Genomic DNA, 24,554 nt, shown 5'->3' with positions numbered 1-24,554 from the left:
GCCCGGCCGGCAGCCGCCGGCCGGGCGGCAGCAGGAAAGGGCGTTGACGGTGGAGCACCATCTCCAGGCCAGCGGCGACGGCCAGGGGCCTGCCGCCGGACCCGCCGGTTCCGACGGCAAGGGTATCGCCAGCCTGTTTGCGACGGACACGCTGGCCACCTGGCCGGACGAACTGGCGGCGACCCTGGCCCGGGCACGCATCGAAGTCGACCTGGACATGCTGGCCGCCAATCTGGCCGCCGTGCGGCGGTTCCTCCAGCCCGGGACGCGCCTCCTGGCCGTGGTGAAGGGCGACGGGTACGGCGTGGGCGCGGAGATGGCCGCCCGCACCTTCGCGGCCGCCGGCGCCGACGCCCTGGGCACCGCTACCCTGGAAAGCGCCCTGCGCCTGCGGCGGTCCGGCATCACGGCGCCCATCCTGGTCTTTCAGCCGCCGGAGCCACCCCTGCTGGACTTCTGGCTGCGGGAAGGCCTGCAGGCCACGGTCCATGACGCCGCGACCCTGCATGCCCTGTCCCAGCGGGCTGTTGCGCTGGGAGTGGGCCGCCCCCTGGCGGTCCACCTGGAGGTGGACATGGGCCTGGGCCGCGGCGGGCTGGCGCCCGGCCAGGTGGCGCCGCTGCTGGCGGGCGCCGCCTCCCTTCCGGGCGTGCGGATCGAGGGGCTTTACACCCACCTGCCCACGGCTGCCCGGCCCCGCCTGGCCCTGCGCCTGCTGGACCGGTTCCTGCGGCTGGTCCGGGACCTGGAAGAACGCGGCCTCCGGCCGCCCCTGGTGCACTGCGCCGAGAGCCACCTCCTGGTCCTGGCCCCTTACGCCCAGCTGGACATGGTTCGGGTGGGCAACCTGCTCTACGGCTACGCGCCGCGGGCGGCCCGGCGGGCGGGCCTGGCCGTGCGGCCCCCGTCGCGGCTGGTGGTGCGCGTATGGGCGGTCCACCGGGCCGGCGACATGACCCCCGGCTACCGCGGCGGGTGGGCCCGGCCGGGGACCCCCGTCGCGGTGTTGCCGGTGGGGCTGGCCGACGGCCTGCGCCCCGCCCGGGAAGCCCGCCACTGGGGCGACCGCATGGTGATCCTGGGCCGCCGGCTGCTGGGCGCCCTGGGGGCCCGCCAGGTGCTGGGCGCCAGCACCGCACCCCCCGGCCCGCGGGTTCGCGCCGGGCACCGGGAGGTGCCCTTGCGCGGCGAGTTCATGATGAACCACTGCCTGTTCGACGCCACGGGTCTCCCCCTCGCCCCCGGCCAGGAGGTGGAGCTGCTGGTCAGCCGGCTGACGGCGCCCGCCCACCTGCCGGTGGTGTACCTGCGCGGCGGGCGTCCCGTGGCCGTGGCCTGGCCCCAGCGCCAGGTGCTGGAATGCGTCACGGCCGGGACCGCAACGGCCGCGCCGGGGGGAACCGCAGGCGGGGACGCACCGGCGGCGGCCGAGGCTCCCGCCGGTGCCGGGGACGGGCAGGAACTCCGGCCGGTGACGGGGGCGGCGAGCCCCGGGGCTGGGGCGGTAAGCCCAGAAGCTGCGGTGGCCCCTCCTGTGGCCGGCGGCCCGGCGCATCCGGACGAGGAGACGATGGGATGAACCAGCCAGCCAGCCTGAAGGTGGTCCGCGCCGGCCCCCAGGACCGGGAGGCCTACGACCGGGCGGTGGCCGGGTCCGGGAAGCCCCACTTCATGCAGCTCTGGGGCTGGGGCGAGGTCAAGCGGGCCACCGGTTGGGAACCTTTGCGCTTCCTGGCCACCCGGGGCGGCCGGGTCACCGGTGCCATGACGGTGCTGGCCCGGCGCCTGCCCGGGCTGGGGACGGTGTTCTACGCCCCCACGGGACCCGCCGTGGACTATGCCGACCAGGAGACGGTCCGGTCGCTGCTGGCCGCGGCCGCCGAGGAGGCCCGCCGGCACCGGGCCTTCGTCCTGCGGGTCGACCCTGACATCCCCGCCGGACGGCGCGATGCGGTCGAGCTCCTGACCCGCCTGGGCTTTCGCCGCGGGACGGAGGCCACGGCCTTCGAGGCCCTGCAGCCGCGCTTCGTCATGCGCCTGGAACTGGCGCCGACCCCGGAAGAAACCCTGGCCCGCTTCGAGTCCAAGACGCGGTACAACATCCGCTACGCCGCCCGCCAGGGGGTGACGGCCCGGGCCGCCCGGGACGAGCAGGATCTGGCCGCGTTCTACCGCCTGTTGCAGCTGACGGCGGCCCGGCAACGCTTTGCCGTCCGCGCCTTCTCCTACTACGAGGCGCTCTGGCGCCATCTGCTGGTTCCGGGCCATGGCCGCATCTTCCTGGCGGAACACCAGGGCCGGCCCGTGGCGGGGATCATGGTCTTCCGCTGCGGCGATACGGCGTGGTACCTGTACGGCGGGACCGATTACGAGGCCCGCAAGGTGATGCCCAGCCACGCCGCCCAGTGGGCCGCCATCCAGTGGGCCATCGCCGAGGGGTGCCGCATCTACGACTTCCGCGGTGTGTCGGGCAACCTGGACCCTTCCGACCCCCACTACGGCCTCTACCGGTTCAAGAAGGGTTTTGGCGCCGAGCTGGTGGAGTACGTCGGCGAGTTCGAGCGGATCTACGCCCCCGCCCGCTACTGGGCCTTCCGCGCCGCCTTCGCTGCCCGCCGCCGGCTGCTGCGGGCCCTGCGCCGGAGCCGGGGCGGGGCCACGGCCCCGGGTGCAACGGAATGAGGCCGCCGGGGCACCGGTTCCACCTCGCCCCGGGCTCCAAGGGACGGGACGGGATGGGATCCGCCAAGGGACGCCGGCAGGGGCGCCGCCCGGGTCCATGGAACTTTCGGCCTACGGAGGTGGACCGCCGTGGATCACACCCTGGTCCAGCTGGAGTGGCCCCAGCCCGAGGTGGCCCTGGTGCGGCTGAACCGCCCGGACCGGCTCAACGCCTTCAACACCGCCATGGCGGAAGCCGTGGCGGCCTGCTTTGAAGATCTGCGCCGGGAGGATGGCTTGCGGGCGGTGGTGCTCTGCGGCGCCGGCGACCGGGCCTTCTGCACCGGTGCCGACCTCAAGGAGCGCGCCACCCTGGACGAACAGGCCTGGTTCGCCCAGCATCACGTCTTCCAGCGGATGTTCCGGGCGGTGTCGGAGACGCCCGTGCCGGTCATCGCGGCGGTGAGGGGGTACTGCCTGGCCGGCGGGTTCGAGATCGCCCTGAACTGCGACTTCATCGTCGCGGCGGCCGACGCCCGCTTCGGCCTTCCCGAGGTCACCCGGGGCATCATGCCGGGCGGCGGCGCCACCCAGATCCTGCCCCGGGTCGTGGGCGAAGCCTGGGCCAGCCGGCTGATCATGACCGGGGAGATCATCGACGTGGAGACGGCCCGGCAGATCGGCCTGGTCACCGAGGTGACCGAACCCGAGCGGGTGGTGCCGCGGGCCCTGGAGCTGGCCGGGGTGATTGCGGCCAACGCCCCCATCAGCGTCCGCCAGGTCAAGCAGGCCATTCGCGCCACCCGGTCCCTGGGGTGGGAAGAGGGCCGGCGGCGGGAACTGGAGCTCTACGCCGCCTGCGTCCCCACCGACGACCGCCGGGAGGGGATGCGCTCCTTCGTCGAGCGGCGGCCCCCGGTGTTCCGGGGCCGCTAGGGGGCCGGTCCCGTTCGTCCCCGGCCGGTGCCGCCGCCCTCGCCCAAGGCCACGGGGGCACCCGTCCGGGGTGCCCCCGCAAGGATCCGTCCCGAACGACCCATCCCTTGCCCTGCCCGCTTGCCCTGGGCGCCGGCCCTGGCCGCCGGCGCCGTCCTGGTCGCCCGTGGTCGCCCGGGCCACGACCGCGCCCGGGCTCTTCCCGCACCGGCCCGGGGGCTAAGCCCCCAGGTAGGCCCGGCGGACGTAGTCATTCTGGCGCAGTTCCGCCGCGGGCCCCTCCAGGGCAAGGCGCCCGGTCTCCAGCACGTAGACGTAATCGGCCATCTCCAGGGTGTAGTGCACGTTCTGCTCCACCAGCAGGATCGTCACCCCCTGGGCGGCGATCTCCCGCACGAACCGGAAGATGTCCTCCACCAGCCTGGGGGCCAGGCCCAGGGACGGCTCGTCCAGCATCAGGACCCGGGGTTCGGCCATAAGCCCCCGGCCGATGGCCAGCATCTGCTGCTCGCCGCCGGAGAGGGTGCCGGCCAGCTGGGCGCGGCGTTCCTTGAGGCGAGGGAACATGGCATAGACCCGTTCCAGGTTCTCTCCCACCCGGCGGCGCAGGGCTGGAGAATAGGCCCCCAGGATGAGGTTCTCTTCAACCGTCATGCGGGGCCACAGCTGGCGGCCTTCAGGAACCAGGACCAGGCCCCGCGCGACCCGGGCGTGGGCCGGGAGGCCGCTGATGTCTTCCCCTGCCAGCCGCAGCCGCCCGGCCTTGAGCGGCAAGACCCCCGCGACGGCCCGCAGGGTGGTGGTCTTGCCGGCACCGTTGGAGCCGATCAGGGCGACCACCTGGCCCCGGGCCACCTGAAAACTCAGGCCCCACACCACCTGGACCGCCCCATAGGCGATTTCCAGCCCTTCCGCCTCCAGCAGGGGCTCCCCGCCGGGGCGGGCTCCACGGGCGTCAGGCACCGGTCTCCACCTCCACCGCCGCCCGGCCCAGGTACGCCTCGATCACCGCCGGGTTCCGCTGGATCTCCTCCGGACTTCCCTCGGCCAGCTTCTCTCCGAAGTTCAGCACGGCAATCCGATCGCACACCGACATGACGGCTCGCATGTCGTGCTCGATGTACAGGATCGTGGTGCCGGCATCCCGGATCCTGCGCAGCAAGTCCATGACGTTGCGGGTTTCCGCATCGGTCAGGCCGCCGCAGATCTCGTCGCACAGCAGGAGGTCCGGTGCCGTGGCCAGGGCCCGGGCCAGCTCCAGCAGCTTCTGCTGGCCCACGGGCAAGACCGCGGCCGGCAGGCCGGCCTGGGCACCCAGGCCGACGAACTCCAGCACCTCCAGGGCGCGCCGGCGGGCCTCGGTGGCCGTGCGGGGCGGTCGCCGCCCGTAGCGGGTGGCCAGCTCCACGTTCTCGACCACCGTCAGCGACCGGAAGGGGCGAACGATCTGGTGGGTGCGGGCGATCCCCAGCCGCACCCGCTGAAAGGCCTTGAGCCGCGTGACATCGCGCCCCCGGTAGATCACCCGGCCGGAGCTGGGCACCAGCGACCCGGCGATCATGCTGAAGGTGGTGGTCTTCCCCGCCCCGTTGGGCCCGATGAGGCCGAAGATGCTCCCTTCCGGCACCACCAGATCGACGTCCTTCACGGCAGCCAGGCCGCCGAAATAGCGGCTTAGCCCCTTGACCTCCAGGACCGGAACCCCGCGGGCCGGCCCTCCGGCCTGGTCGCTGCTCCCGCCTCCGGGCCCGGCACCGCCACCGGGCGCGGGACCGGCCCCGGATCCCGCCGGTCCCCGGGCGGCCCCGGGCTCCCGGGTCAGCCTGACCGGGCTCGTCATGCCTTCACCCCCCCAGCCTGCACCGGAGCGCCGGTCGCCCGCCGGTGGACTAGAGCCTTCCAGATTCGCCGGGCCAGGCCCACCACGCCCCCGGGTTCAAAGAGGATCACCAGGATCAGCAGGGCACCGTACAGGCCCAGGTGGATCTGGGCAAAGCGGGCGACCAGTTCTTCCTGCACGATGCCGTAGACGGCACCGCCGATCACCGGTCCCCAGATGGTGGCGAGCCCGCCGATCACCGGCATCAGCAGGATGGACACGCTGTTGTTGAAGTTGAAGACCCCGCTGGGGTCGATGAAGGCCGCATACCGGGCATAAGCCCCGCCCGCCGCGCCCACCAGGGCCGCGGCCAGGGCATGAACCGCCAGCTTGTGCAGGAAGGGGTTGATGCCGGTGTCGGCCGCCGCGTCCTCGTCGTCCCGGATGGCGTTCAGGGCCAGGCCGAAGCGGGAGCGGGCCACCAGGATGGAGACCACCAGCGCCAGGCCAAAGATCACCACCGCCGTCAGGTAGTGGTGCTCCATGACGAAGGGCACCCGCCTTCCGCCGGCCAGCTCGTCCACCCGGTAACCGCTGGCGGCGCCCAGGGCCTCCAGGTTGTTCATCACCACCCGCACCGCCTCGTTGACACCGATGGTGGCAATGGCGAAGTAGGGCCCCCGCAGGCGGAAGGTGGGCAGGCCGATCAGCAAGGAGGCCGCCGCCGCCACCAGCGCGGCCCCCGCCAGGGACAGGTACGGGTTGACGTGCCCCGCCGTGATCAGCACCGCGGCGGTGTAGGCCCCCAGGCCGTAGAACACGGCAAAACCGAAGGACACCTGCCCGGCAAAGCCGCCCACCAGGTTCCAGGCGATGCTGCAGGTGGTCCAGAGCAGGGTCGTGAAGATCAGCCGCAGGTTGCCCTGCCACCCTGCCAGGGGCAGGGCGATGAGGAAGGCCGTCAGGGCGGCAGCCACCGCCAGATCGCGGGTGGCCGTGACCCGGGGCAGGGCCTGTCCGGCCGCAGGCCGTGCCGCCGTCATGTGGCCCGCCCCCTTCGCTCCAGCAGGCTGGCCACGCCGCCCGGCAGAACGAGCAGGGCCACCACCAGCAGCGAGAAGGAGATGGCCATCTGGTACCCGGCCGGTACGAACTGCACGCTGAAGGTCTCCACCAGGGCCAGGATCAGCGCCCCCAGCGCCACGCCGGCAAAGGATTCGAGCCCGCCCAGCACGATGATGACGAAGGATCGCAAGAGGAACGGCCGGCCGAAGTCGGGGTCGAAGGAGTACAGGGAGGCCAGCAGCGCGCCGGCAAGTCCTGCAAAGGCGATGCCCAGCCCGAAGCTGAGCCGGGCGGTCCGGGCCGTGTCGATGCCCACCAGCCGGCCGGCGAACGGGTTCTGGGTCAGGGCGCGCACCGCCCGCCCGAACCAGGTGCGGGTCAGCAGCAGCTGCAGCAGGACCAGGGAGACCACGGCCACCGCGAAGACCACCAGCTGCACCACCGACAGGGTCAGGGGACCCACCTTCACCGTGGCCAGTGTCATGTCCGTGTAGATGGACCGGTCGTGGTTGCCCCAGATGGCGTAGCCGATGTTCTGCAGGACCAGCCACAGGCCGAACAGGAGCAAGAGCGACGGCAGGGTGGGCTGGTCCGAAACCGGCAGCCAGCGGACCAGCAGCCAGTGCACGGCCATGCCGAGCACGAAGAACACCGGGAAGGCCAGCAGCGCGCCCAGGATGGGGTTGAGCCCCACCCGGTTGAACAGCTCGAAGACGAAGTACGCCCCCAGCATCATGAAGCCGGCGTGGGCCAGGTTGATGATCTTCATCACGCCGTAGATGATCGTCATGCCGAAGGACATGGTGGTGTAGATCCCCGCCAGCAGCAGCGAGGCCACCAGCAGGTTCAGAACGTCCAGCCAACCCAACGGTGCTGCACCCCCTCCGGGGACAGGGGAACGCGGCCCCGGCCCGAGGGCCGTGGGCCGCGTTCCCTTCCCCAACTGGTCGAATGCCGTTGCGGCAGGGGCCGGGCTCCGGCGGTCAGCGGGCCGGCACAGGGGCCACGGCCTCGCCCGTGGCGGCATCCTCGGGGTACACGATGTCGACCTTACCGCCGGGCTTGTTCTGCACGATGACGAAGGGCAGCTCCACCTGACCGTTCTCGGGGAACTTCAGCCGCTGGCCGGGCAGCAACGAGTCGGTCAGCTCCACCTGGCGCAGCGCATCGCGGATCGCCGTGGGATCCAGGCTGTCCGCCTGGTCGATGGCCTTGGCCAGGATGCGCATGGCGTCGTAGGCCGTGGCCGCGTACCAGGAGTCGGGCTCGCGGCCGTACTTCGCCTTGTAATCTTCAACGAACTTCTTGACCTGCGGGTAGGGCAGTTCCTTGGACCACCAGATGCCCGCGAAGATGTAGTCGACGGCGTCGCCCAGCGCCTCCCGGGCGGCCGCCTCGGGACCGCGGGCGCCGTAGCTGATCATCTGGTGATGCAGGCCCATCTGGACGTACTGCCGGTGCATGGTGATGTAGTCTTCCAGGTGCGCGTCGGAGAGGAAGATGTCTGCGTTGGCGTTCTTCACCTTCTGCAGGACGCCGGAGAAGTCGGTGCCGCCCAGCTCGAAGGTATCCTCCACCACGATCTCGAAGTAGCCGGGGTGTTCCTCGATCCACTTCTTGATGCCGTCGGCGTAGTCCACGCCGTGGTCGGTGTTCTCGACCACCAGCGCGATGGCCAGGCCCTTCTCCAGCTTGCCCTGGTCGACCAGCCAGCCCAGGAACTCCCCGGTGGTGTACCCGAGCAGGCTGACCGGAGCCAGCGTACCAAAGGTGTACTGGTATCCCTGGCTGAAGATGGAGCTGGCCGCCGCGCCCGGCGTGATCCAGGGCACCTGGTAGCGGTCGGCCATGGGCGACTCCGCCTGGCCCAGGGCGGTGGAGTAGCCGCCGATCACCGCCACCACCTTGTCCTGCTCCATGGCGCGCTGTACCAGTGAAGCCGACTTGGCCTGGTCGGACTCGTCGTCGTAGACGACCGGCTCCACCTTGAGCTGCTTTCCGGCGACCTCGATCCCGCCGGCCGCGTTGATTTGCTCGATGGCCAGCTGGATGCCTTCCAGCTGGTAGGTGCCGGGCTTGGCCTCCCGCCCCGTCTGGGGCAGGACGATACCTACCTTGATGGATTCCGCACCCCCGGCCCCGCCAGAGCTGCCGCCCTCACCTGCGCCAGCCCCGCCGCCGGTCCCGCCGCCACCGCCGCCGCACGCCGTCAGCACCGCCAGCGCCAGGGCCAGACTTGCCCCCACCGCCCAGCGGCCGAACCGGCGCCGCCGCCGGCGGGCCGGGCGTTGCCCTTCCACCGCGACTTCCGCCTCGCCGCCGGCGCCCGCCGGCAGCCTGCCCGTACTGCGTCCCACCGCCGTACCCCCCCAGTGATGAAAGGTGGAGTAGAATGTCATCCTGTTTTGCGAAGGGGTGGGGAAAATCCTGCCCTTTGAGCGGAAACGGCCCGGGTTCCAGATATTGCGAGGTGTCGGATCATGGGCGAAGAAAAGCAGGGCGCCGGCAACGGGGCCGGCGCCACGGCCATCAAGTACGGTGCCTGGATCATCATGCTGCTGGCCGTGCTGTACTTTCTGGCCAATTACGTGATTCCGCTGTTCCGCTAGCGGCCAGATCAGCCCGCCCGCTCCTGCACGGCCGGGGTCGCCGCCATGCCAGCGGGCGGCCCGGCGGCTCCCGGGGCCGGCCCGGTCCCTCCCTGGCGCCGGGCCGGCCCGTCCCCGCCGGCGGGCTCCGCAGTCGCGCCCGGTGCGGGCCGGGGCACCGGCTGGAGCAGGGCCGCCGGCACGTGCACCAGCCGCGCTTCCTCCATGCCGGGCAGCCGGCGGATCTCCGCCAGCAGGGGCGGGGGCACGGGATCGTCCAGGGCCAGGACCATGATGGCCTCGCCCCGCACCTGCCGCCGGGCCACCTGCATGGCCGCGATGTTGATCTCCCCCATGCCCAGCAGGCTGCCCACCTTGCCGATCATGCCCGGCCGGTCGTGATGCCGGGTGAGCAGCAGCCGGGGCGCCGGCACCATGTCCAGGGGCAGGCCGTCCAGATGAACCAGGCGCGGCAGCCCTTCGGGGCTCAGGCTCCCGGCCACCGCCCGCCGCGGGCCCCGGCCGCCGGCCAGTTCCACCACCGGGACCGGCAGGTCGGGGTGCCGCTCGCTGCGCCAGCGCAGGGCGATGCCGCGCCGGGCCGCCAGCACCGCGGCGTTGACGACGTTCACCGGGCCGTCGACCACCCCGGTCAGCAGGCCCTTGAGAACGGCACCCGCCAGCAGCTCGAAGCCCCGCTCCGAGGGCAGATCCCGGGCCGCCACCCGCAGCTCCAAGTCGTCCAGCGGGCCGCCCAGCCCCTCGCGGTAGACCAGGCCCACCAGTTCCGCCACCGGCGCCAGCGGCCCCGCCGCGTGCCAGTCCTGGTCCGAAAGGGGCGGCAGGTTGACGGCGCCCCGCACCGGCTGGCCCTGGAGGGCACGCAGCACCTGCTCGGCGATGGCCCGGGCATTGTAGGCCTGGGCTTCCCGGGTCGAACCGCCCAGGTGGGGCGTGGCCACCACGTTGGGCAGATCCAGCAGGGGGCTTTCCCCCGGGGGCTCGGTGGCGAACACATCCAGCCCCGCCCCCGCCAGGCGGCCTTCGACCAGGGCCTGGTAGAGGGCCTGTTCGTCCACGATGCCGCCGCGGGCGGTGTGGATGAGGTAAGCGCCCGGGCGCAGGCGGGCCAGGGCCTCGGCATCGATCAGATTCCGGGTCGCCGGCGTCAGGGGCGTGTGGACGCTGACCACGTCGGCACGGGCCAAGAGGTCGTCCAGGGTCACCGGCTCGGCCCCCAGCTGGCGGATGCGGGCCTCGGGCACGTAGGGATCATAGGCCAGCACGGCCATGCCGAAGGCGCGGGCCCGCTGGGCTACCTCCTGGCCGATGCGCCCGAAGCCCACCAGGCCCATCACCTTGCCGCGCAGTTCCTCTCCGACGAACCGGTTCCGCTCCCAGCGGCCCTGGCGCAGGGAGGCAGCGGCGGGCATGAGGCGCCGGACCAGGGCCAGCAGCAGGGCGAAGACGTGCTCGGCCACGGCCACGGTGTTGCCGTCGGCCACGTTGACCACCACGATGCCCCGTTCGGTGGCCGCCTCCAGGTCGATGTTGTCGACCCCCACCCCCGCCCGGCCGATCACCCGCAGCCGGGGCGCCGCGGCAATGAGGTCCGCGGTCACCCTGACCCGGCTGCGCACGATCAGGGCGTCGGCGGCGGGCAGGAGGTCCCGCTTCAGGGTCTCAAGGCTCGCGCCTGCGGCATCGATGAGATGGCAGTGTTCTTCCAGAAGAGCCAGGCCGTCCCGGGGCAAAGGGTCGGCCACCACCACCCTGGGCCTTGGGTTCATGCGCCCACCTCCTCCCCCGCGACCTGGGCCCAGACCGCCCGGGCGGCCGCCGCCGCGGCCCCGGCCCGCACCGGCCGGCCGGCTTCCGCCAGCATGGGCCCCAGCACGGCGTCCAGGGCCGCCATGGCGGTCACGATGTCAGCCGGCTCCAGGGCACCCATGTGGCCGATGCGGAAGGCCCGGTCCTTGAGGGGCCCCTGGGCGCTGACCACCACCACGCCGTGGTCGTCCGCCAGGCGGCGGATCACCTCGCCGGGCCGCACCCCGGCGGGCAGCGGCACCGCCGTCACCGTGGGGGAGGCCTCCTCGTCCCGCGCCAGGGGCTCAAGCCCCAGCGCCCGCACCCCCGCCCGCACCATGGCGGAGAGCAGCCGGTGCCGGCGGTAGACGTTTTCCTCCCCTTCGGCGGCGATCCGCTCCAGGGCCGCCTGCAGGCCGAACCAGAGGGTCACCGCCGGGGTGTAGGGGAAGTCGCCCTCCCCCACCAGGTAGGGCCGCACGTCCCAGGTGAACCGGGGCAGCCGGGCCTGTTCCACCGCCTCCAGGGCCCGCGGCCCCAGGGCCACGATGCCCAGGCCGGGCGGCGTCATCAGCGCCTTCTGGGAGCCCGTCACCGCCACGTCGATGCCCCACGCGTCCATGGCCACGGGGACCGCGGCAAAGGAGCTCACCATGTCGACCAGCACCAGGGCCTCGGGCGCCGCTCGGCGGATGGCGGGCACCAGCTGCTCCAGCGGCAAAAGGGCCCCTGTGGAGGTCTCCGAGTGGGTGAGGAACACGGCCCGGTAAGGCCGGCCCGCGCCGCGGCCCGCGGCCTCCAGCCGCTCTAGCACTTGCTCCAGTCGGGGGATCTGCCCCCACGGCACCTCCAGGCGGTCGACCTCCAGGCCGTAGGCTTCGGCGACGGCGGCGAAGCGATCGCCGAAGAGGCCCATCACCACCGCCAGCACCCGGTCGCCCGGCGAGAGGGTGTTGACCACCGCCGCCTCCAGGGCCCCCGTCCCCGAGCAGGGGAACACCACCACGCGGCCGCTGGTGCGGAACAGCCGCCGCAGTCCTTCCCGCACGGCGGCGCTGACCCGGTCGAACTCGGCACTGCGGTGCAGCACCACCTGGCGCGCGCAGGCCACCCGCACCTCCTGGGGCACGGCGGTGGGACCCGGCGACAGGAACACCGGCTCGGGGCGCGCCGGCGGCTGCTTGGCCAGCGCCTGACTGGTCCTCAGGGCGGTGCCGGATCCCGGACCGGACGGGGAGGCGGCGTCAAACCCAGGGCCCGGTGCCATGCCGGCTCCTGGGGCAATTGGGGTCTCGGGGTGGACACCCGAACCCGCGCCCCTGCCCGCACCGGCTGCCAGGGGCGATCCGGCCGCTGCACCGTGCCGGCCGGCGACGCCGGGTCCGATCTCCAGCGGCTGCTGCATGGCGGCTCCCTCCTCCAGGGGGTCTGGCTGCTCCTGCCCGATGGCCGGGCGCCGGGTAGGCCCCAATGCGGTCCACGAAAACAGAAAAACCCGTCCCCTCCGGGACGGGTTCTCACCCGCGGTGCCACCCCGCTTGACCTCACCCCGGCGGCTCTATGGCGGCCCTACGGCGGCTCTACCGGGGTGAAGCCCTCTTCAGGCCGTTAACGGCGGCTGGCCGGGCCCCTTCCGGTCCGGGCGGACCCTGGGGGCCGCCTCCGGGGTGGATTCCCCTGCCCGCCCCACCGGCTCGCACCGGCCGCCGGCTCTCTGGCGGTGGCGCGACAGGGTACTGGCCCCTTCAACGGCACCATGGCCATCGTTCAGGTTTGGGGGCGATTTTAGCATAGTCGCTGCCCCTGGGCAAGGGGGCGGCCGAGTAATTTCATCGAACAACAAAACCATAAACTGCGACAATGTTCGCCCAAGTCTCGCCCCATCTCACCGCCGCAGGAACGCCTCGTCGCGCCGGTAGAGCCAGTGGGTGAGCACGAGCAAAGCGCCCGTCAGGCCGACTAGAGCCCAGCGGTTCGCGAGGAAGGCCGCCGGGCATGGAGCATCGCCCCTGAGGGCCGCCTGGATCCTTGCCGGCTCCACCTCGAGGAGCGGAAGGCCGTGGGTGGTGGCGAAGAGGTAAAGGGGCCCGGACAGATCACCCCCGGTCAGCATTTCCAGGCACCACCAGGCGAGAGCGGCGCCCGCACCCGCCACAGGCATCCGTACCGCGACCGCGACCACGCTCGCCAGGCCGGAGAGGAGGAGGGCCGGCGGCACCGCCGCCACCACCACCCGCACCAGCGCAGGCAGGGGAAGGGTTTCCGTCCCGGTGGTGCCTGCCTTGGCGGAACCCGCAAAGGCCAGTGCCACGATCGTCCCAGCCAGAACGAGGTACACGGCCACAGGCAAGAGCAGCCGGCCCGCCACCGTGGGCGCCCGCCGGAAGGGAAGGGCCCGCCACCAGCCCGGGCGGAGGCCCTCCACGTCGGACCAGAGCGGTACAGCCACCGGCAGCACTGCCAGGACCAGAAACTCCTCGAGGATCCGCGCCAGCGTGTACAGGTGCAGAGGATGGCCGAGAAGGCGCACCGGCCAGAGCAGGACCGGCCAGAAGGCAGCCGCCAGCGCCACGGCCATCCCCAGCCCGGCCCGGGCCAGGCGCAGGTGGGCCCGCAGCCAGCCCCCGCTCATGGGCCCATGACCTCCCAGAGATCGTGCGGCTCCAGCGGTCGCTGGGCGGCCCGCTGCCGGAGCTGGCCGAGAGCCGCCACCAATTGCCTCTGGGAGGCCTCGGCTACCCAGCGCTGGACGAAATCGGGAGCGGGGCTCCCGGCCAGGGAGGCGCATGGCCCCTCCTGCCCGCCCGGCTGAGGCGGCGATGCCGCGGCCGGTTCTTGCGCGCGCAGGATCCGGCTGGTGACGGCATGGCCAAGGCAGGCTTCAGCCTCCGTCACCACCTCCCGGGATCCGAACAGAACGGCTTCGACCGCTTGCTGCGGCACGAGAATCGCGTCGCCAGCTTCCAGCACCACCCCCGTGGCGGGATCGACGAACAGCCGGTTGATCCGTGCCGTGCCCTGGGTCGGCAGGGTGATGATCCGGGACGTAGAGGTCTCGCCCACCAGCGCCCGGGCTTGCTTCAACCATCCCGCCCACCGGCGGGCACGCACCAGGCTCCCAGGGTTTTCCTGGGGATACCAGATCTCGGCCCCTGCCGCCTCGTAACGGGCCAGGGGCCGGCCGACCAGGTGGACGAAGGTCGTGCTCCCTTCCATGGTGGTTTCCGGGCCCCAGGGCCGGTGGATGGCATTGAGGTTGGAAAGCACCGGATAGTGTCCCGGATGCCGGACGGTGATGCGGAAGGCGGCGGGAGCCGGTTCAAATGAAGCGGGGTCCCCGTCCACCACCGGTGGCCTGCTGCCCGGCCAGCGCACGGTCCCGTTGCTGGCCAGGGCGGGGCCTTCATCAAGCCAGAGGCTCGCGCCACCCGTCGCCGGATCCGTCAGGCGGAGGGCACTGGCCAGGGTCACCCGGCCCGGCAGCGGGTACCAGCCGTACGAGACGGGCAGATAAGTCCCCGTGCGGCCGGCGTGGGCACCCCGCCAGGGAGCAGGAACCTCCGCGTACAGACCGCTCCGCAGGGGGTAGCCACCAGGGAGGATCCACTGATCGATCCGGCCGTGGTAGCGCAGGGATACCGTCACCGCGCCCCCCGGCGGAAGAACCAGCCCCTCTAGCCGGATCCAGTCGCCCTGGCGACGTCCCTGGACGTTCCCGCCGCCCGAAGCCCGCACTTCCAGCTTCTCGATGGTGAAGACGTGGCGCAGCGTCAGGACAGGATCCCTTACCGGGCGAGACCCCGGATTCTCCAGTTGCAGTTCCACCTGGGCACGGACCTCGGGAGCGCGGCGGAGATCCAGGTCCAGGTCGTAGCGGCTGACCACGTAAGGCGGGGCCGGATCCGGTTCCAGCGCCTCCCCTTCTGCCGGCACCCCCTGCCGGGCGTAGTAGAGAAGCTCCTGCCGGGCCGCATCAGCCCGGCCGTAAAGCTGCAGCCCCAGGCCAGCACCGGCGGCCACGGCCATCCCCGCCGCCACCGCCGTCGCCCATCCCAGCCACCGGCCGGGCCGGGGCGCCACCCCCCGCCGGCGCCTGTAGCACAGGGCCACACCCCCGCACACCGCCAGGCCGGCGGCGAAATAGAAAGCCCTGTGCATCAGGTACAGTGGAAGGTCCTCGGAAATACCCGTGAGATCCACGTTAAGGAAGTCAGCCGGCAACATGCCCGAGCCCGTCCACTGGGCGAGCCAGGCCAAGGGAAAGAAAAGGTCGAACAGCGCCTGCAGCACGTAGGGGCCCAGCACGCCGGCCAGCCAGGTGGCCAGAAGGGCCGCAAACAGCCCCAGACCCCGGAGCCACAGGCCCAGGGCCACGCCCAGGGCGGCGGCCCACAGGGCACCCGCAACGATTCCGGCTGCCAGCAGGCCCCACTCGGCCAGCAGGTGGGGCCAGCCCATTCCGGCTTCCCTGAGCAACATGGCGATCCGTACCGCCGGCGGCAGCACCGCCGCCAGGGCCGCCAGCAGCGCCAGGGGTGCCGTCCCGGCGAACCTGCCCAGGACCAGGGCCGCCTTGTCCACCGGCCAGGACCACAGCACCGCGGCGCTGTCCTCATCCCTCTCGGGATCGGCCGCCAGCCCTGCCAGCACCATGACCCCCACCTGGAGGAAGGCCAGGAACTGGGCCGCCTGCTGGAGGACGCCGGCTCCGGTCTCCGCCACGGTCTGGGTCACCGTCACCAGGCCCGTGGCCAGGCCGCCGGCCGCGGCGGCTGGCAACCACCAGCTGCGCCGCACCCGGGTCCAGGTGAAGAGGGTTGCCGTCCGAAAGGAAGCGATCCAGCTCACGGCCTGGCCCCCTTCCCGCCGGAGGGCGAACCGGCCCCGCGGCCCCCGCTGGCCCGGCCGGCGGAGCCGCCGCCCGCCGGCCCCGCCGGTTCCTCCCTATCCGGCGCCTCCGGACCGGTCACCCGCTGCGGCCGCTGCGCCCCGGCCGGGTCCCCCGGGCCCCCCCTGCGACCGGCCGCCAGGCCCCGCAGCAGGGCCACGTAGCCGTCTTCCACCCGGGGCTCCGCGGGACGGGCTCCCGGCGGCCGGTGCCATGCCAGCACCCGCAGCAGGGCGGTGCCCCCCTCCCGCCGGGACGAGACCACCACGGCCCCTTCGGGCGCACTCCCTTCCACTTCCCAGACCAGGCCCGCGGCACAGGCGGCCAGGTCCTGGGGCGGTCCCAGCCAGCGCAGCCGCCCGCCGGCGATCACGGCCACCTCCTCGCAGGTGGCGGCGATGTCTTCCACCACGTGGGTGGAGAAGATGACCAGCCGCTCGGGGCCCAGGCCGCCCAGCAGCTGGCGGAAGCGGACGCGCTCCTCGGGGTCGAGCCCCGCGGTGGGTTCGTCCAGCAGGATCAGGGCGGGATCGCCCAGCAGGGCCATGGCGATGCCCAGGCGCCGGCGCATGCCGCCCGAGAGGCGGCCGGCCCGGACATGGTGCACGTCCAGAAGTCCCACTTGCCCGAGCCGGTGCTCGACCTCCCGCCGGCGGGCGGCGGGGTTGCCGATCCCCTTGAAGATAGCAGCGAAGTCCAGGGTCTCGTAGACCGTTAACTGGGGGAACCAGCCGCCTTCCTGCGGGAGGTAGCCCAGGTGCTGGCGTACCGCGTGCTGGTCCCGGGGCAGGGTCCAAGGCCCGATGCGGACCTGCCCCCGGCTGGGTTCCACCAGGGTGGCCAGGATGCCCAGCAGGGTGCTCTTGCCGGCTCCGTTGGGCCCCAGAAGGCCCAGCACGCCGGGTCCCCAGGACAGGTTCACGTCTTCGAGGGCCACCTTCCGGCGGCCGTATATCTTGCTGACGCCGGTCAGGTGCAGTCGAATGCCCGTTTCCTCTCCCGCGCTGCCCGTAGCGGCCGCCGCCGGGCCGCCCGGGCGGCGTGAGGGAGCGCGACGGGTCGCGTCCATCCTTCATCCTCCCCGCACCGTCTCTTCCACCCGGAGAGACGGGCGAGATCGCCGGACGTTCCCTACCAGCGGCACGCCGGCCGGGAGGATCCGGCCGGCGTGCATTGCTCAGCGTCTGCCAGCGTCCATTTCCCATCTCGCTCAGGCACGTCTGAAGCCCAGGCGGGCGACCCGGGCGGCCCCGTAGCCCAGTAAGGCGCCAAGAACGTTGAGCAGTAGATCGTCGACATCCCACGACCCAGTCCCCAGGAAGAACTCGGCCGTCTCCAGGATGCCGCTGGTGACCAGGGCGCTGGCGGTTACGAGCCGGGCCGATGCCCGCCGCGGCCAGCACCAGACCCAAAGGAGCCCCCACGGCACGAAGATCAGCACATTGCCGGCCAGGTTTTGCATTGCTACCCCGGGCGACGGCTCGCCGGCCAGATACCCGGCAATGGTACGGAAAGGAATCAGGTTAACGGACCAGCGCCAGCGGGCCACGAGCAATTCAGGGTCCAAGCCGTTACGCCACAGCGGCGCCGGAAACTTGAACACCGTCACGCGCAGGAGAACCGCCAGGTACACCCCAAAGGCGAGTGCCCGCAGCCAGCCCCACCCCGGCCGCCGCCGGGCCTGGTTGCGACGTATGGGTACCACCGTCCCCCCTGTTTCCTGCTCCTTATGCCGTTTGCACCGGTGGCCCCGGCGCGGGCCCTGCTCCGGCTGCCGGCGCCGGGCGACGGGCGGCGCGGAGCCTCGCTCACCGCCCCGGCAGGACCAGGCACTGGTCCGCCAGATCGGCCAGCCGCCCCTCGCTGTCGGCCACCACCGCCCATACCGGCCGGCCGCCGGCGGCCGCCGCCCGGTATTCCTCCAGGGCGGCCCGCAAAAGGGTCACGCCGTCATGGTCCAGGCCACGGGCGGGTTCGTCCAGGATCCAGAGGGCCGGGCGCGCCAGCAGGCTCTGGGCCAGCAACCAGCGGCGCCACTGGCCACCCGAAAGCTCCTCCAGGCGCTGGCGGGCCGCACCGTCCAGGCCCCACCGCCGGAGGGCCGCGGCCACCGCCTGCCGTGGCTCGGGCACGGCCCGCAGGGCGGCCAGGTAGGCCAGGGCGGCGGCCACCTTCATCCCCCGGGCCACGCGGCCTTCCTGGGGCACGTATCCGGTGCATCCCCGGACCACGGCCAGGGCGCCGGGTCCTGCCCCGGGAAAGGAAACCGGCTCCCCGCCGGGAGCCGGCCAGGGGTAGTGCACCTGCCCCCGGCGAGGAACGGCCAGCGTCGCCAGCACCCGGAGCAACAGCGACTTGCCCGCCCCCGGCGGCCCTGTGACCAGCACCACCCCTGGTGCCAGCACGGTGTCAGGGACCGCCACCGGCTGCCGGCTCGGCAGGACCAGCTCCTCCCACGCCAGGCGCCGCACTCCGGCCAGGGTCAGGGCCATGGGGTCCATCTCCCCACGCCAGGAGCCCCATTCATACGGCCACCTCCCCGGCGCCCGCCTGCTTGGCCAACCCCCGCCCCAGCAGGGCCGCCGCCAGGAGCATGGCCGCCTGCACGGCGACCGCCGGCAAGGGGCCCGCGGCCAGCGGGTTCCAGGGGCCGAGCCAGTGGCCCCCCAGGGTCACGGCCGTCCACAGGCCGGCGGAGGCCAGCATGGCGCCCAGGGTGCCCGCCCGCATGTGCCACCACAGGGCCCACGCCGCCGCCAGCCAGAGGGGCGCCAGCCGGGCCAGGATCACCACCAAGGTCCCGCCGAGGGTCCCGGCCGCCGAACCGGCGACCGCCCCGGTAGCCGGCCACGCCGGAACGGTGTCTGGAGCGGGACCCCCGGGCGGCAGGCCCATGAACGCCTGCACCGCGGCCGGCTGGATCCACCCCGCCACCAGGATGAACAGGGTCGCCAGCAGGCCCGCCACGCCGGCCCGCGCCAGCAGCCGGCTGGCCGCAGGGAACGGCGACAGGGTCTCCAGATCGGCCCATAGCCGCTGCCGCCGGGGCCAGACGGCCGCCAGCGCCACCAGGGTGCCCAGCCACGGCGCCACCAGGGCGAGGCTGTCGGCGGAGAGCAGGATGAGGCGCCAGCCGTCCAGCACCGGCCGGCTTGCGGGACCCAGGGCTCCCGCCCCATCCCCTGCCGCACGGAGCGCCGGGGTCCAGTCCGGCATGAGCCCCCGGGCCGTCTCCACCGCCACCAGATGCAGCAGCAGGCCGCCGGCCATCAAAAGCAGTTGTATGGCGAGAAACGGCAGGGGAAAGCAGCGGGCTTCCGCGGCCAGAAGCCTCAGCAGCTGCACCATACGAGGCCGCACCGTACCGGCCGGGATCAGGGCGTCCCGGTCCAGGGGCCCGCCGCCGGCCCGGGCCGGGACCGGGCCGGCGGGCAGCGCGGCAACGGGCGCGGGTTCCTCCTGCCCGCCCGCCGTCGCCAGCAAGGCCCGGGTCACCCGGGGCACCAGGTCCTGGGGAACGGGTCCGGGCTCGGCCCGCAGGGCCGCGAAGTCCGCCCACAGGGCCTTCACCTCCGCCGGGGAGAGGGGATCGTCCCCCTCCCGGCGGGCCCCTTCCGCCGCTTCCTGCCAGAGCATCTCCCAGGCCTGCGCCGCACCCTGGGGAGCCGCCGTGGCCCCCGCGAGACGGGGGTCATCAGACCCTGCGGCCGGATCGTGGTCCGGAGCACCGGCCGGGGCCGCGGCGGAGGGATTGGGCGCAGCAGGCCGTTCTTCCCCAGCCGGTGCGGGCGGGTTTGCCGCCGGGGGCTCCCGCCGCTCGCCCTTGCGGCGAGCCGCCGCGTCAGGGCTCGTCATCGCGCGTCACCTCCCCCTGGCCGCCCGCCGGTTCCAACTCCCGGTCCAGCTCTTCAAGTGCCTGGCGCAGGCTCTTCAGCGCCCGGTGCAGGCGGGACTTGACGGTCCCTTCGGCCATGCCGAGAATGGCCGCCACCTCGGCCACCGGGCGTTCTTCCAGGATCCGCAGGACCACCACCTGGCGCCAGGGTTCCGGCAGGGTACCAAGGGCCGCCCGCAGCCTCTCGACCCGGGCCGCGTGGCCGGCACGCCAGGCCACCACCTCAGCCGGATCGCAGCCGGGGCCGTCCACCGCGGCCCCGTCAGGGGAGGATCCGGCGTGCCATGGTGGAGGTCCCTCGGGCATGGCGGCCGCCAGGGCCACCCGCTGGCGGTACGCGCTGCGGGCATCGTCCCGCAGCCGGTTCGTCAGGATGGTGTAGAGCCAGGGGCCCAGGCGGCCGGGAATGCGGCCGGCGCGAAAGCTGCCCAGCGCCCGGACCAGGGTGTCCTGCACCAGGTCCTGGGCGGCTTCGGGATCCGCTCCCAGGCGGAGGGCATAGCGGTACAGGCGGGGTGCCCAGTGCTCGGCCAGCCGCTGCAGGGCGGCCGGATCGCCCGCCCGCAGGCCGGCCTCCCAGGAGGCATCCTCCTCCGGTCCGCGGGAAGGCGCCCGCAAGGGGGAGGCCGCACCGGGAAGAGCACCGGTGTCTCGAGCCCCAGGGCCAAGGGTCGCCCCCGTCACGGCCCGTCCGGGAAACCCGCCAGCCCGTGCGGCGGCGGCTTCGACCCGGCTCCCATCCCCTTTCCCGGCCCCAAGCCCTGCCCCACCGGCCGAGCCGGTGCCGGCCGCGTCCCTGCGGTCCCGGGCCGGTTGCCGCGCGGGGCGCGGTGGCTCCAGGTGGCGCAGCCGCCATGGGATGTCCGCTGCATACCCGCCGCCTTCCAACGGTCCGCTCCTCCTCCCTCACCCAGGGCCGCCCCATCCCCCGTCCAGAAGACGAACCACCCCGGGCCGGGTTCCCGCCGGAAGACCGGCCGGAGTGGCCCGGGAAAGCCGCTCGAGGGCCCTGCACCATCTGCGGGAGCATGCGGGAGCACCTGCGGGGCCACATACGGGAGCACCTGCGGGAGCACTTGTAGGGCGCCTGCGGGAGCGCCCCGAACCCCCGGGGGTGCACCCCGTCTCTGGGCCGCCCCCGGCTCACCAGCGGGGCCGGAGGGGCGCCTCTTCCAGCTGCAGGTGGGTCGACCGCAGGTAGGGGTACAGCTTGAGCCCCCGGCCCAGGGCCCGGTTCAGCCCGATGTAGGCCAGCCAGCCCAGCAGGGGCAGGTAGACCCGGCCCGCCAGCCACCATCCCCCAAGGCCCAGGAGCAGCGGCAGCACCGTGCTGTGGGCGGCGTTGTACAGGAGGAACCAGCAGCGCGGGACCAGCGGTTCGGGCGCCTCGCCCGCCGGGCGCCGGCGGCCGCGGGCTCCCTGGGCCGGAGCGGAGCCCTGCACCCCATCCCTCTCCAGGCGCCGTGCCGCCCTGCGGAAGGGAATCCCACCGATCACCCCGGGCAGGACGAAGAACGCGACAAAGGCCGCCCAGCCGCCGCCGCCGGCCGCGTAGGCCGCCACCGCCGCCACGGCCAGCAGCACCCCCTCCAGCCGCAGCCACCACCGCGCCACAGTTTCCCCCTCCCCCCGGCACCCGCGTACGGGCCGTAGCCGGCTCCGGAAGGCCACAGGCCGCGGACCAGGCCGGCCGCGGGCCGGGCCGGCCGGCAGGGCCGCGGGCCGCCCCGAAGGCGCCGTTCCGGGCAGTAACCGCCGCAGCCGGCGGGTCATCCAGCCAGCCAGCCGGACGGCCACGCCGCCACCCTGCGGGTGCCCGCCACGGGCCGCCGCTGCAGGGCGGTCAGCGCCGGGGTGCCGGTTCGTCCAGCAGGTCCCAGGCCAGCAGCGCCGCGCCCACCAGTCCCGCGTCCTTGCCCAGGGCCGCAGGCACCAGGGTGACCGCCGCCAGGTTGGCCGGCAGGGCCCGGCGACGCATCTCGGCCTCCATGGCCGGCGCCAGCAACGGGTAGCGGGCCATCACCCCGCCCCCCAGCACCAGCCGGTCGGGGTTGAACAGGTTCACCGCGCTGGCCAGCCCGATCCCCAGCAGCCGGGCGTACTCCTCCGCCACCGCCCGGGCCCGTTCATCACCCGCGGCCGCCGCGTCCAGCAACTGGCGGGCGGTCCAGCGGCCGCCCGGCCGGCCCGGCGGCGGGCCGAGGCGCTCGGTGGCGAGGCGCCCCAGGGCGGGCCCGGCGGCCACGGCCTCCCAGCAGCCCCGGTTGCCGCAACCGCAGGCCGGCCCCTCGGGGTCGACGGTGGTATGGCCGATCTCCACCCCGTTGCCGTTGACGCCGCTGAACAGGCGCCCGCCGATCACCAGGCCACCGCCGATGCCCGTGCCGACGGTGACGTACACCATGACCTCCGCCCCGCGGCCGGCACCCAGCCGGGCTTCGGCCAGGGCAGCGGCGTTGGCGTCGTTGTTGACGGCGACGGGCAAGCCGAGGCGCCCGGCCAGCTGGTCCCGCAGGGCGAAGCCGTTCCACCCGGGCAGGTTGGGGGTGCCGGCGAACCGGCCTTCGGGCAGCACCAGGGGACCGGGCGCGCCCACCCCCACCGCCAGCGGCCGGCGGCCCGCCTCTTCCGCCAGCTCCCGGACGGCGGCAGCGATGCGGTCCATGGCCGCCGCCGGGCCGGAGGGCGCGTCCGTGGGGAGCGTCCGGCTGGCCAGCACCCTGCCCTGGCGGTCGACCAGGCCGGCCGCGATCTTGGTGCCTCCCAGGTCGATACCGGCCACCACGGGCTCCTCGCCCCGGCCGGCGGTGGACGGGGATGCCGCGGGTGCCGCGGTGTCCACGGCGGGCCGGGCGGCGGCCCCGTCGTTGCCGGCGGCACCGGCCCTGCCCGCTGCGTCCGCTCCAGATACGTAAGTATGGAAGGTTCCCGTCATCGATCGAGCCTCGCAAACCGGATGAGATGGCGCACCCGGATAGATTCCGCCCTAGAGTTCACCGGGTGGCGCCGGCGGTCCTCTTAGCACCCGTCCCCTCTCGGTCCCCCTGGCACCCGTCCCCTCCCCCGTTCCCCTGGCACCCCGTCATCCGTAGTACAATGCGGTTGTCATGACCCCCATGCGCGTTCCCGCTCTCCGCTCCGCCGCCCGGCGCGGGCCCGTCACCCGCTACGGCCTCCTGCCCCTGCGCCTGGCCTTGCTGGCCGGCCTGGTGGCCGTGGCGGCCCGGGTGGTGCGGCCCGCCGACCTGGCCGCGCTGGGCCGGTTCCTCCGGGACGAACCGGCCCCGGCCCTGGCGGCCGTGGCCGCGTACGCCGCCGCCTTTGCCCTGCGCGCCTGGGCATGGCAGGTGCTCCTGCCGCCGAGGGGCCGCCGGCTGCCCTTCGTGCTGCTCTGGCGCCTCACCCTGGCAGCCAACCTGGTCAATCACCTGGCCCCGGGCAAGCTGGGCGAGGTCGCCCGCATCGCCCTGGCGGTGCGAGCCGGCCTGCCCCGGGCGGAAGCCCTTGTGTCGGTGGTGCAGGCGCGGGGCGTGGACACGGCCGCCTTACTGGCGGTGGCGGCCGCCGCCCTGTTCCTGTCGCCCGCCCATGCGGCCGTCGTGCCGGCGGTGGTCCTGGGTCTCTCCGTCCCCGTGGGGCTGGCGGCGGGAGCCCGCCTGGCACCGCGCCTGACCCGGCGCTGGCCTCGCCTGGCACCGATGGCCGCCGCCCTGGCCGCCGTACCCGGGCGGCGGCTGGCCCTGGCGTGGCTGCTCTCGGCCCTCAGCTGGCCGCTGGAGGCGGGGATCCTGGCGGTGGTGGCCCGGGGCCTCGGCGCGCCCCTCGACCCGGCCGCCGCCCTCACCGCCACCCTGGTGGCAGTGGCGGGCCAGGTCCTGGCGATCACCCCGGGCGGCCTGGGCACCTACGAAGCGAACATGACCCTGGCGCTCCAGCTCTACGCGGTGGAACCCGCCGCCGCCTTCCGCATCGCCCTGGCCACCCACCTGGCCAAGTACCTCTTCGCGGTGGCGGCGGGCCTGGAGCCGGCCTGGCGCCTGGCCGGAGGCCCGGGCCGGCTGCTGGGTCGGGCGCGGGAAGCCGCCGGCAGCCGCCGGCACCCCACCGGCCGCCGGCAACCGGGGTCGGCCGGCCTCTCCGGCGCCACCTCCCCGGCAGCCGCGGCGGATCGGCGCTGATCCCGGCGGCGCTTCCGTCATGGGTCGCGCGGGCGCTTCCGCCACGGGTCGCGAAAGCGAGGAATCTTGCCATGCCCTATGCCGGAACCTGCGTGGTGGCCGCCGTCCTGGTCGCCACCGAACCGGACACCTTCATCAGCCGCCGGGTCCAGGCGGTGGAGGTCGACCTGGGCGGCATCCCCGGCGACCGCCACCACGGCCTCACCCGCCCGGCGGGCAGCCGGGAGCCCATGTACCCGCGGGGCACCCCCATCCGCAACCGGCGCCAGCTCAGCGCCGTGTCGGTGGAGGAGTGCGCCGCCATCGCCGCCGGCCTCGGTCTCGATGCGGTCCTGCCCGAATGGCTGGGCGCCAACCTGCTGCTCGAGGGCCTGCCGGAGCTGACCCGCCTGCCGGCGGGGGCCCGGCTGCTCTTTCCCGGCGGCGCGGGGCTGGTCTGCGAGGGCGAGAACCGCCCCTGCCGCCATCCGGGCCAGGTGCTGGCGGCGCTGCACCCCCTGCACCCCGAGCGGGAGGCTTTGCCCGTGCGGTTCGTCCAGGTGGCACGGGGGCGGCGGGGCATCGTCCTCTCCGTGGAGCGGCCGGGCCGCATCGCCCAGGGCGACCGGGTGCGCATCTGGCTGCCGCGAAGCTAGAGCCTCGTCCCGGTGGTGGCAACGGCAACCCGCCGCCGGCGAGACGCCCGCCGCCGGCTCCTGGGGACGGCCACCGGCGC

The 24,554-nt window shown here is 73.8% G+C and carries 22 protein-coding genes; 6 read left to right on the top strand and 16 right to left on the bottom strand.

What is annotated here, in order from left to right:
- Window positions 1-49: 49 nt before the first annotated feature.
- From DYI95_RS12925 to DYI95_RS02365, 3 genes are all read left to right on the top strand, one after another.
- A complete protein-coding gene (locus DYI95_RS12925) occupies window positions 50-1,579 on the top strand; it encodes an alanine racemase (RefSeq protein WP_305849883.1) in 1,530 nt (509 codons plus the stop codon).
- Complete coding sequence (locus DYI95_RS02370; RefSeq protein WP_116900994.1) at window positions 1,576-2,682, top strand: peptidoglycan bridge formation glycyltransferase FemA/FemB family protein; 1,107 nt, start codon at window positions 1,576-1,578, stop codon at window positions 2,680-2,682. The genes DYI95_RS12925 and DYI95_RS02370 overlap by 4 nt, the downstream gene beginning before the upstream one ends.
- 129 nt (window positions 2,683-2,811) lie before the next feature.
- Entirely contained in the window at window positions 2,812-3,597 is a 786-nt protein-coding gene (locus DYI95_RS02365) for an enoyl-CoA hydratase/isomerase family protein (RefSeq protein ID WP_116900995.1), read from the top strand.
- 219 nt (window positions 3,598-3,816) lie between these two features.
- Here the strand turns inward: DYI95_RS02365 and DYI95_RS02360 are convergent, their stop codons facing one another.
- The 5 genes from DYI95_RS02360 to DYI95_RS02340 form a co-directional block, all read right to left on the bottom strand.
- The gene (locus DYI95_RS02360) at window positions 3,817-4,521 is read right to left on the bottom strand and encodes an ABC transporter ATP-binding protein (RefSeq protein ID WP_116901021.1); all 705 of its coding nucleotides are present in this window, start codon (window positions 4,519-4,521) and stop codon (window positions 3,817-3,819) included.
- Window positions 4,522-4,552: 31 nt separating this feature from the next.
- Entirely contained in the window at window positions 4,553-5,437 is an 885-nt protein-coding gene (locus tag DYI95_RS02355) for an ABC transporter ATP-binding protein (protein ID WP_116900996.1), read from the bottom strand.
- Window positions 5,434-6,459, bottom strand: coding sequence for a branched-chain amino acid ABC transporter permease (locus DYI95_RS02350; protein ID WP_116900997.1), 1,026 nt, complete (start codon window positions 6,457-6,459; stop codon window positions 5,434-5,436). The genes DYI95_RS02355 and DYI95_RS02350 overlap by 4 nt, the downstream gene beginning before the upstream one ends.
- Window positions 6,456-7,349, bottom strand: coding sequence for a branched-chain amino acid ABC transporter permease (locus tag DYI95_RS02345; RefSeq protein ID WP_158556073.1), 894 nt, complete (start codon window positions 7,347-7,349; stop codon window positions 6,456-6,458). The genes DYI95_RS02350 and DYI95_RS02345 overlap by 4 nt, the downstream gene beginning before the upstream one ends.
- 115 nt (window positions 7,350-7,464) lie before the next feature.
- A complete protein-coding gene (locus tag DYI95_RS02340) occupies window positions 7,465-8,838 on the bottom strand; it encodes an amino acid ABC transporter substrate-binding protein (RefSeq protein WP_158556074.1) in 1,374 nt (457 codons plus the stop codon).
- 123 nt (window positions 8,839-8,961) lie between these two features.
- Here DYI95_RS02340 and DYI95_RS12800 point away from each other — a divergent pair, with 123 nt between their 5' ends.
- Window positions 8,962-9,090 carry a hypothetical protein gene (locus DYI95_RS12800; RefSeq protein ID WP_256366254.1) on the top strand — a complete coding sequence of 43 codons (129 nt, stop codon included), beginning with the start codon at window positions 8,962-8,964 and terminating at the stop codon, window positions 9,088-9,090.
- Between the two features lie 8 nt (window positions 9,091-9,098).
- Here the strand turns inward: DYI95_RS12800 and serA are convergent, their stop codons facing one another.
- The 11 genes from serA to DYI95_RS02285 form a co-directional block, all read right to left on the bottom strand.
- On the bottom strand, window positions 9,099-10,859 hold the full coding sequence (serA, locus tag DYI95_RS02335; RefSeq protein ID WP_243149807.1) for a phosphoglycerate dehydrogenase: 1,761 nt from the start codon (window positions 10,857-10,859) through the stop codon (window positions 9,099-9,101).
- Window positions 10,856-12,283, bottom strand: coding sequence for an alanine--glyoxylate aminotransferase family protein (locus tag DYI95_RS02330; protein WP_116901000.1), 1,428 nt, complete (start codon window positions 12,281-12,283; stop codon window positions 10,856-10,858). Before DYI95_RS02330 ends, serA begins: the two co-directional genes overlap by 4 nt.
- Window positions 12,284-12,763: 480 nt before the next feature.
- The gene (locus DYI95_RS02325; protein WP_116901001.1) at window positions 12,764-13,510 is read right to left on the bottom strand and encodes a hypothetical protein; all 747 of its coding nucleotides are present in this window, start codon (window positions 13,508-13,510) and stop codon (window positions 12,764-12,766) included.
- Window positions 13,507-15,726 (bottom strand): ABC transporter permease, encoded by a 2,220-nt coding sequence (locus DYI95_RS02320; RefSeq protein ID WP_116901002.1) that lies wholly within the window; start codon window positions 15,724-15,726, stop codon window positions 13,507-13,509. The genes DYI95_RS02325 and DYI95_RS02320 overlap by 4 nt, the downstream gene beginning before the upstream one ends.
- Complete coding sequence (locus tag DYI95_RS12920; protein ID WP_116901003.1) at window positions 15,723-16,835, bottom strand: ATP-binding cassette domain-containing protein; 1,113 nt, start codon at window positions 16,833-16,835, stop codon at window positions 15,723-15,725. The genes DYI95_RS02320 and DYI95_RS12920 overlap by 4 nt, the downstream gene beginning before the upstream one ends.
- A gap of 141 nt (window positions 16,836-16,976) precedes the next feature.
- Window positions 16,977-17,471, bottom strand: a complete 495-nt coding sequence (locus DYI95_RS02310) for a VanZ family protein (RefSeq protein WP_116901004.1) — start codon at window positions 17,469-17,471, stop codon at window positions 16,977-16,979.
- Between the two features lie 103 nt (window positions 17,472-17,574).
- Window positions 17,575-18,258: an ATP-binding cassette domain-containing protein gene (locus tag DYI95_RS02305; RefSeq protein WP_116901022.1), complete on the bottom strand. Its 684-nt coding sequence runs from the start codon at window positions 18,256-18,258 to the stop codon at window positions 17,575-17,577.
- A 31-nt stretch (window positions 18,259-18,289) separates the two neighbouring features.
- On the bottom strand, window positions 18,290-19,621 hold the full coding sequence (locus DYI95_RS02300; protein ID WP_116901005.1) for a hypothetical protein: 1,332 nt from the start codon (window positions 19,619-19,621) through the stop codon (window positions 18,290-18,292).
- Window positions 19,608-20,549 carry an RNA polymerase sigma factor gene (locus DYI95_RS12915; RefSeq protein WP_116901006.1) on the bottom strand — a complete coding sequence of 314 codons (942 nt, stop codon included), beginning with the start codon at window positions 20,547-20,549 and terminating at the stop codon, window positions 19,608-19,610. The genes DYI95_RS02300 and DYI95_RS12915 overlap by 14 nt, the downstream gene beginning before the upstream one ends.
- Before the next feature lie 255 nt (window positions 20,550-20,804).
- The gene (locus DYI95_RS02290) at window positions 20,805-21,275 is read right to left on the bottom strand and encodes a DUF4260 family protein (RefSeq protein WP_116901007.1); all 471 of its coding nucleotides are present in this window, start codon (window positions 21,273-21,275) and stop codon (window positions 20,805-20,807) included.
- Between the two features lie 229 nt (window positions 21,276-21,504).
- Window positions 21,505-22,596, bottom strand: coding sequence for an ROK family protein (locus tag DYI95_RS02285; RefSeq protein WP_116901008.1), 1,092 nt, complete (start codon window positions 22,594-22,596; stop codon window positions 21,505-21,507).
- Between the two features lie 172 nt (window positions 22,597-22,768).
- On the opposite strand from DYI95_RS02285, the gene DYI95_RS02280 reads away from it, so the two are divergent.
- A complete protein-coding gene (locus tag DYI95_RS02280; protein ID WP_116901009.1) occupies window positions 22,769-23,839 on the top strand; it encodes a lysylphosphatidylglycerol synthase transmembrane domain-containing protein in 1,071 nt (356 codons plus the stop codon).
- Between the two features lie 71 nt (window positions 23,840-23,910).
- Window positions 23,911-24,474, top strand: coding sequence for an MOSC domain-containing protein (locus DYI95_RS02275; RefSeq protein ID WP_116901010.1), 564 nt, complete (start codon window positions 23,911-23,913; stop codon window positions 24,472-24,474).
- Window positions 24,475-24,554 lie beyond the last annotated feature (80 nt).

The organism is Thermaerobacter sp. PB12/4term (assembly GCF_003403315.2).
GTDB lineage: Bacteria > Bacillota > Sulfobacillia > Thermaerobacterales > Thermaerobacteraceae > Thermaerobacter.
The sequence above is the reverse complement of the archived record's forward strand: the minus strand, read 5'-3'. Positions and strand labels throughout refer to the sequence as shown.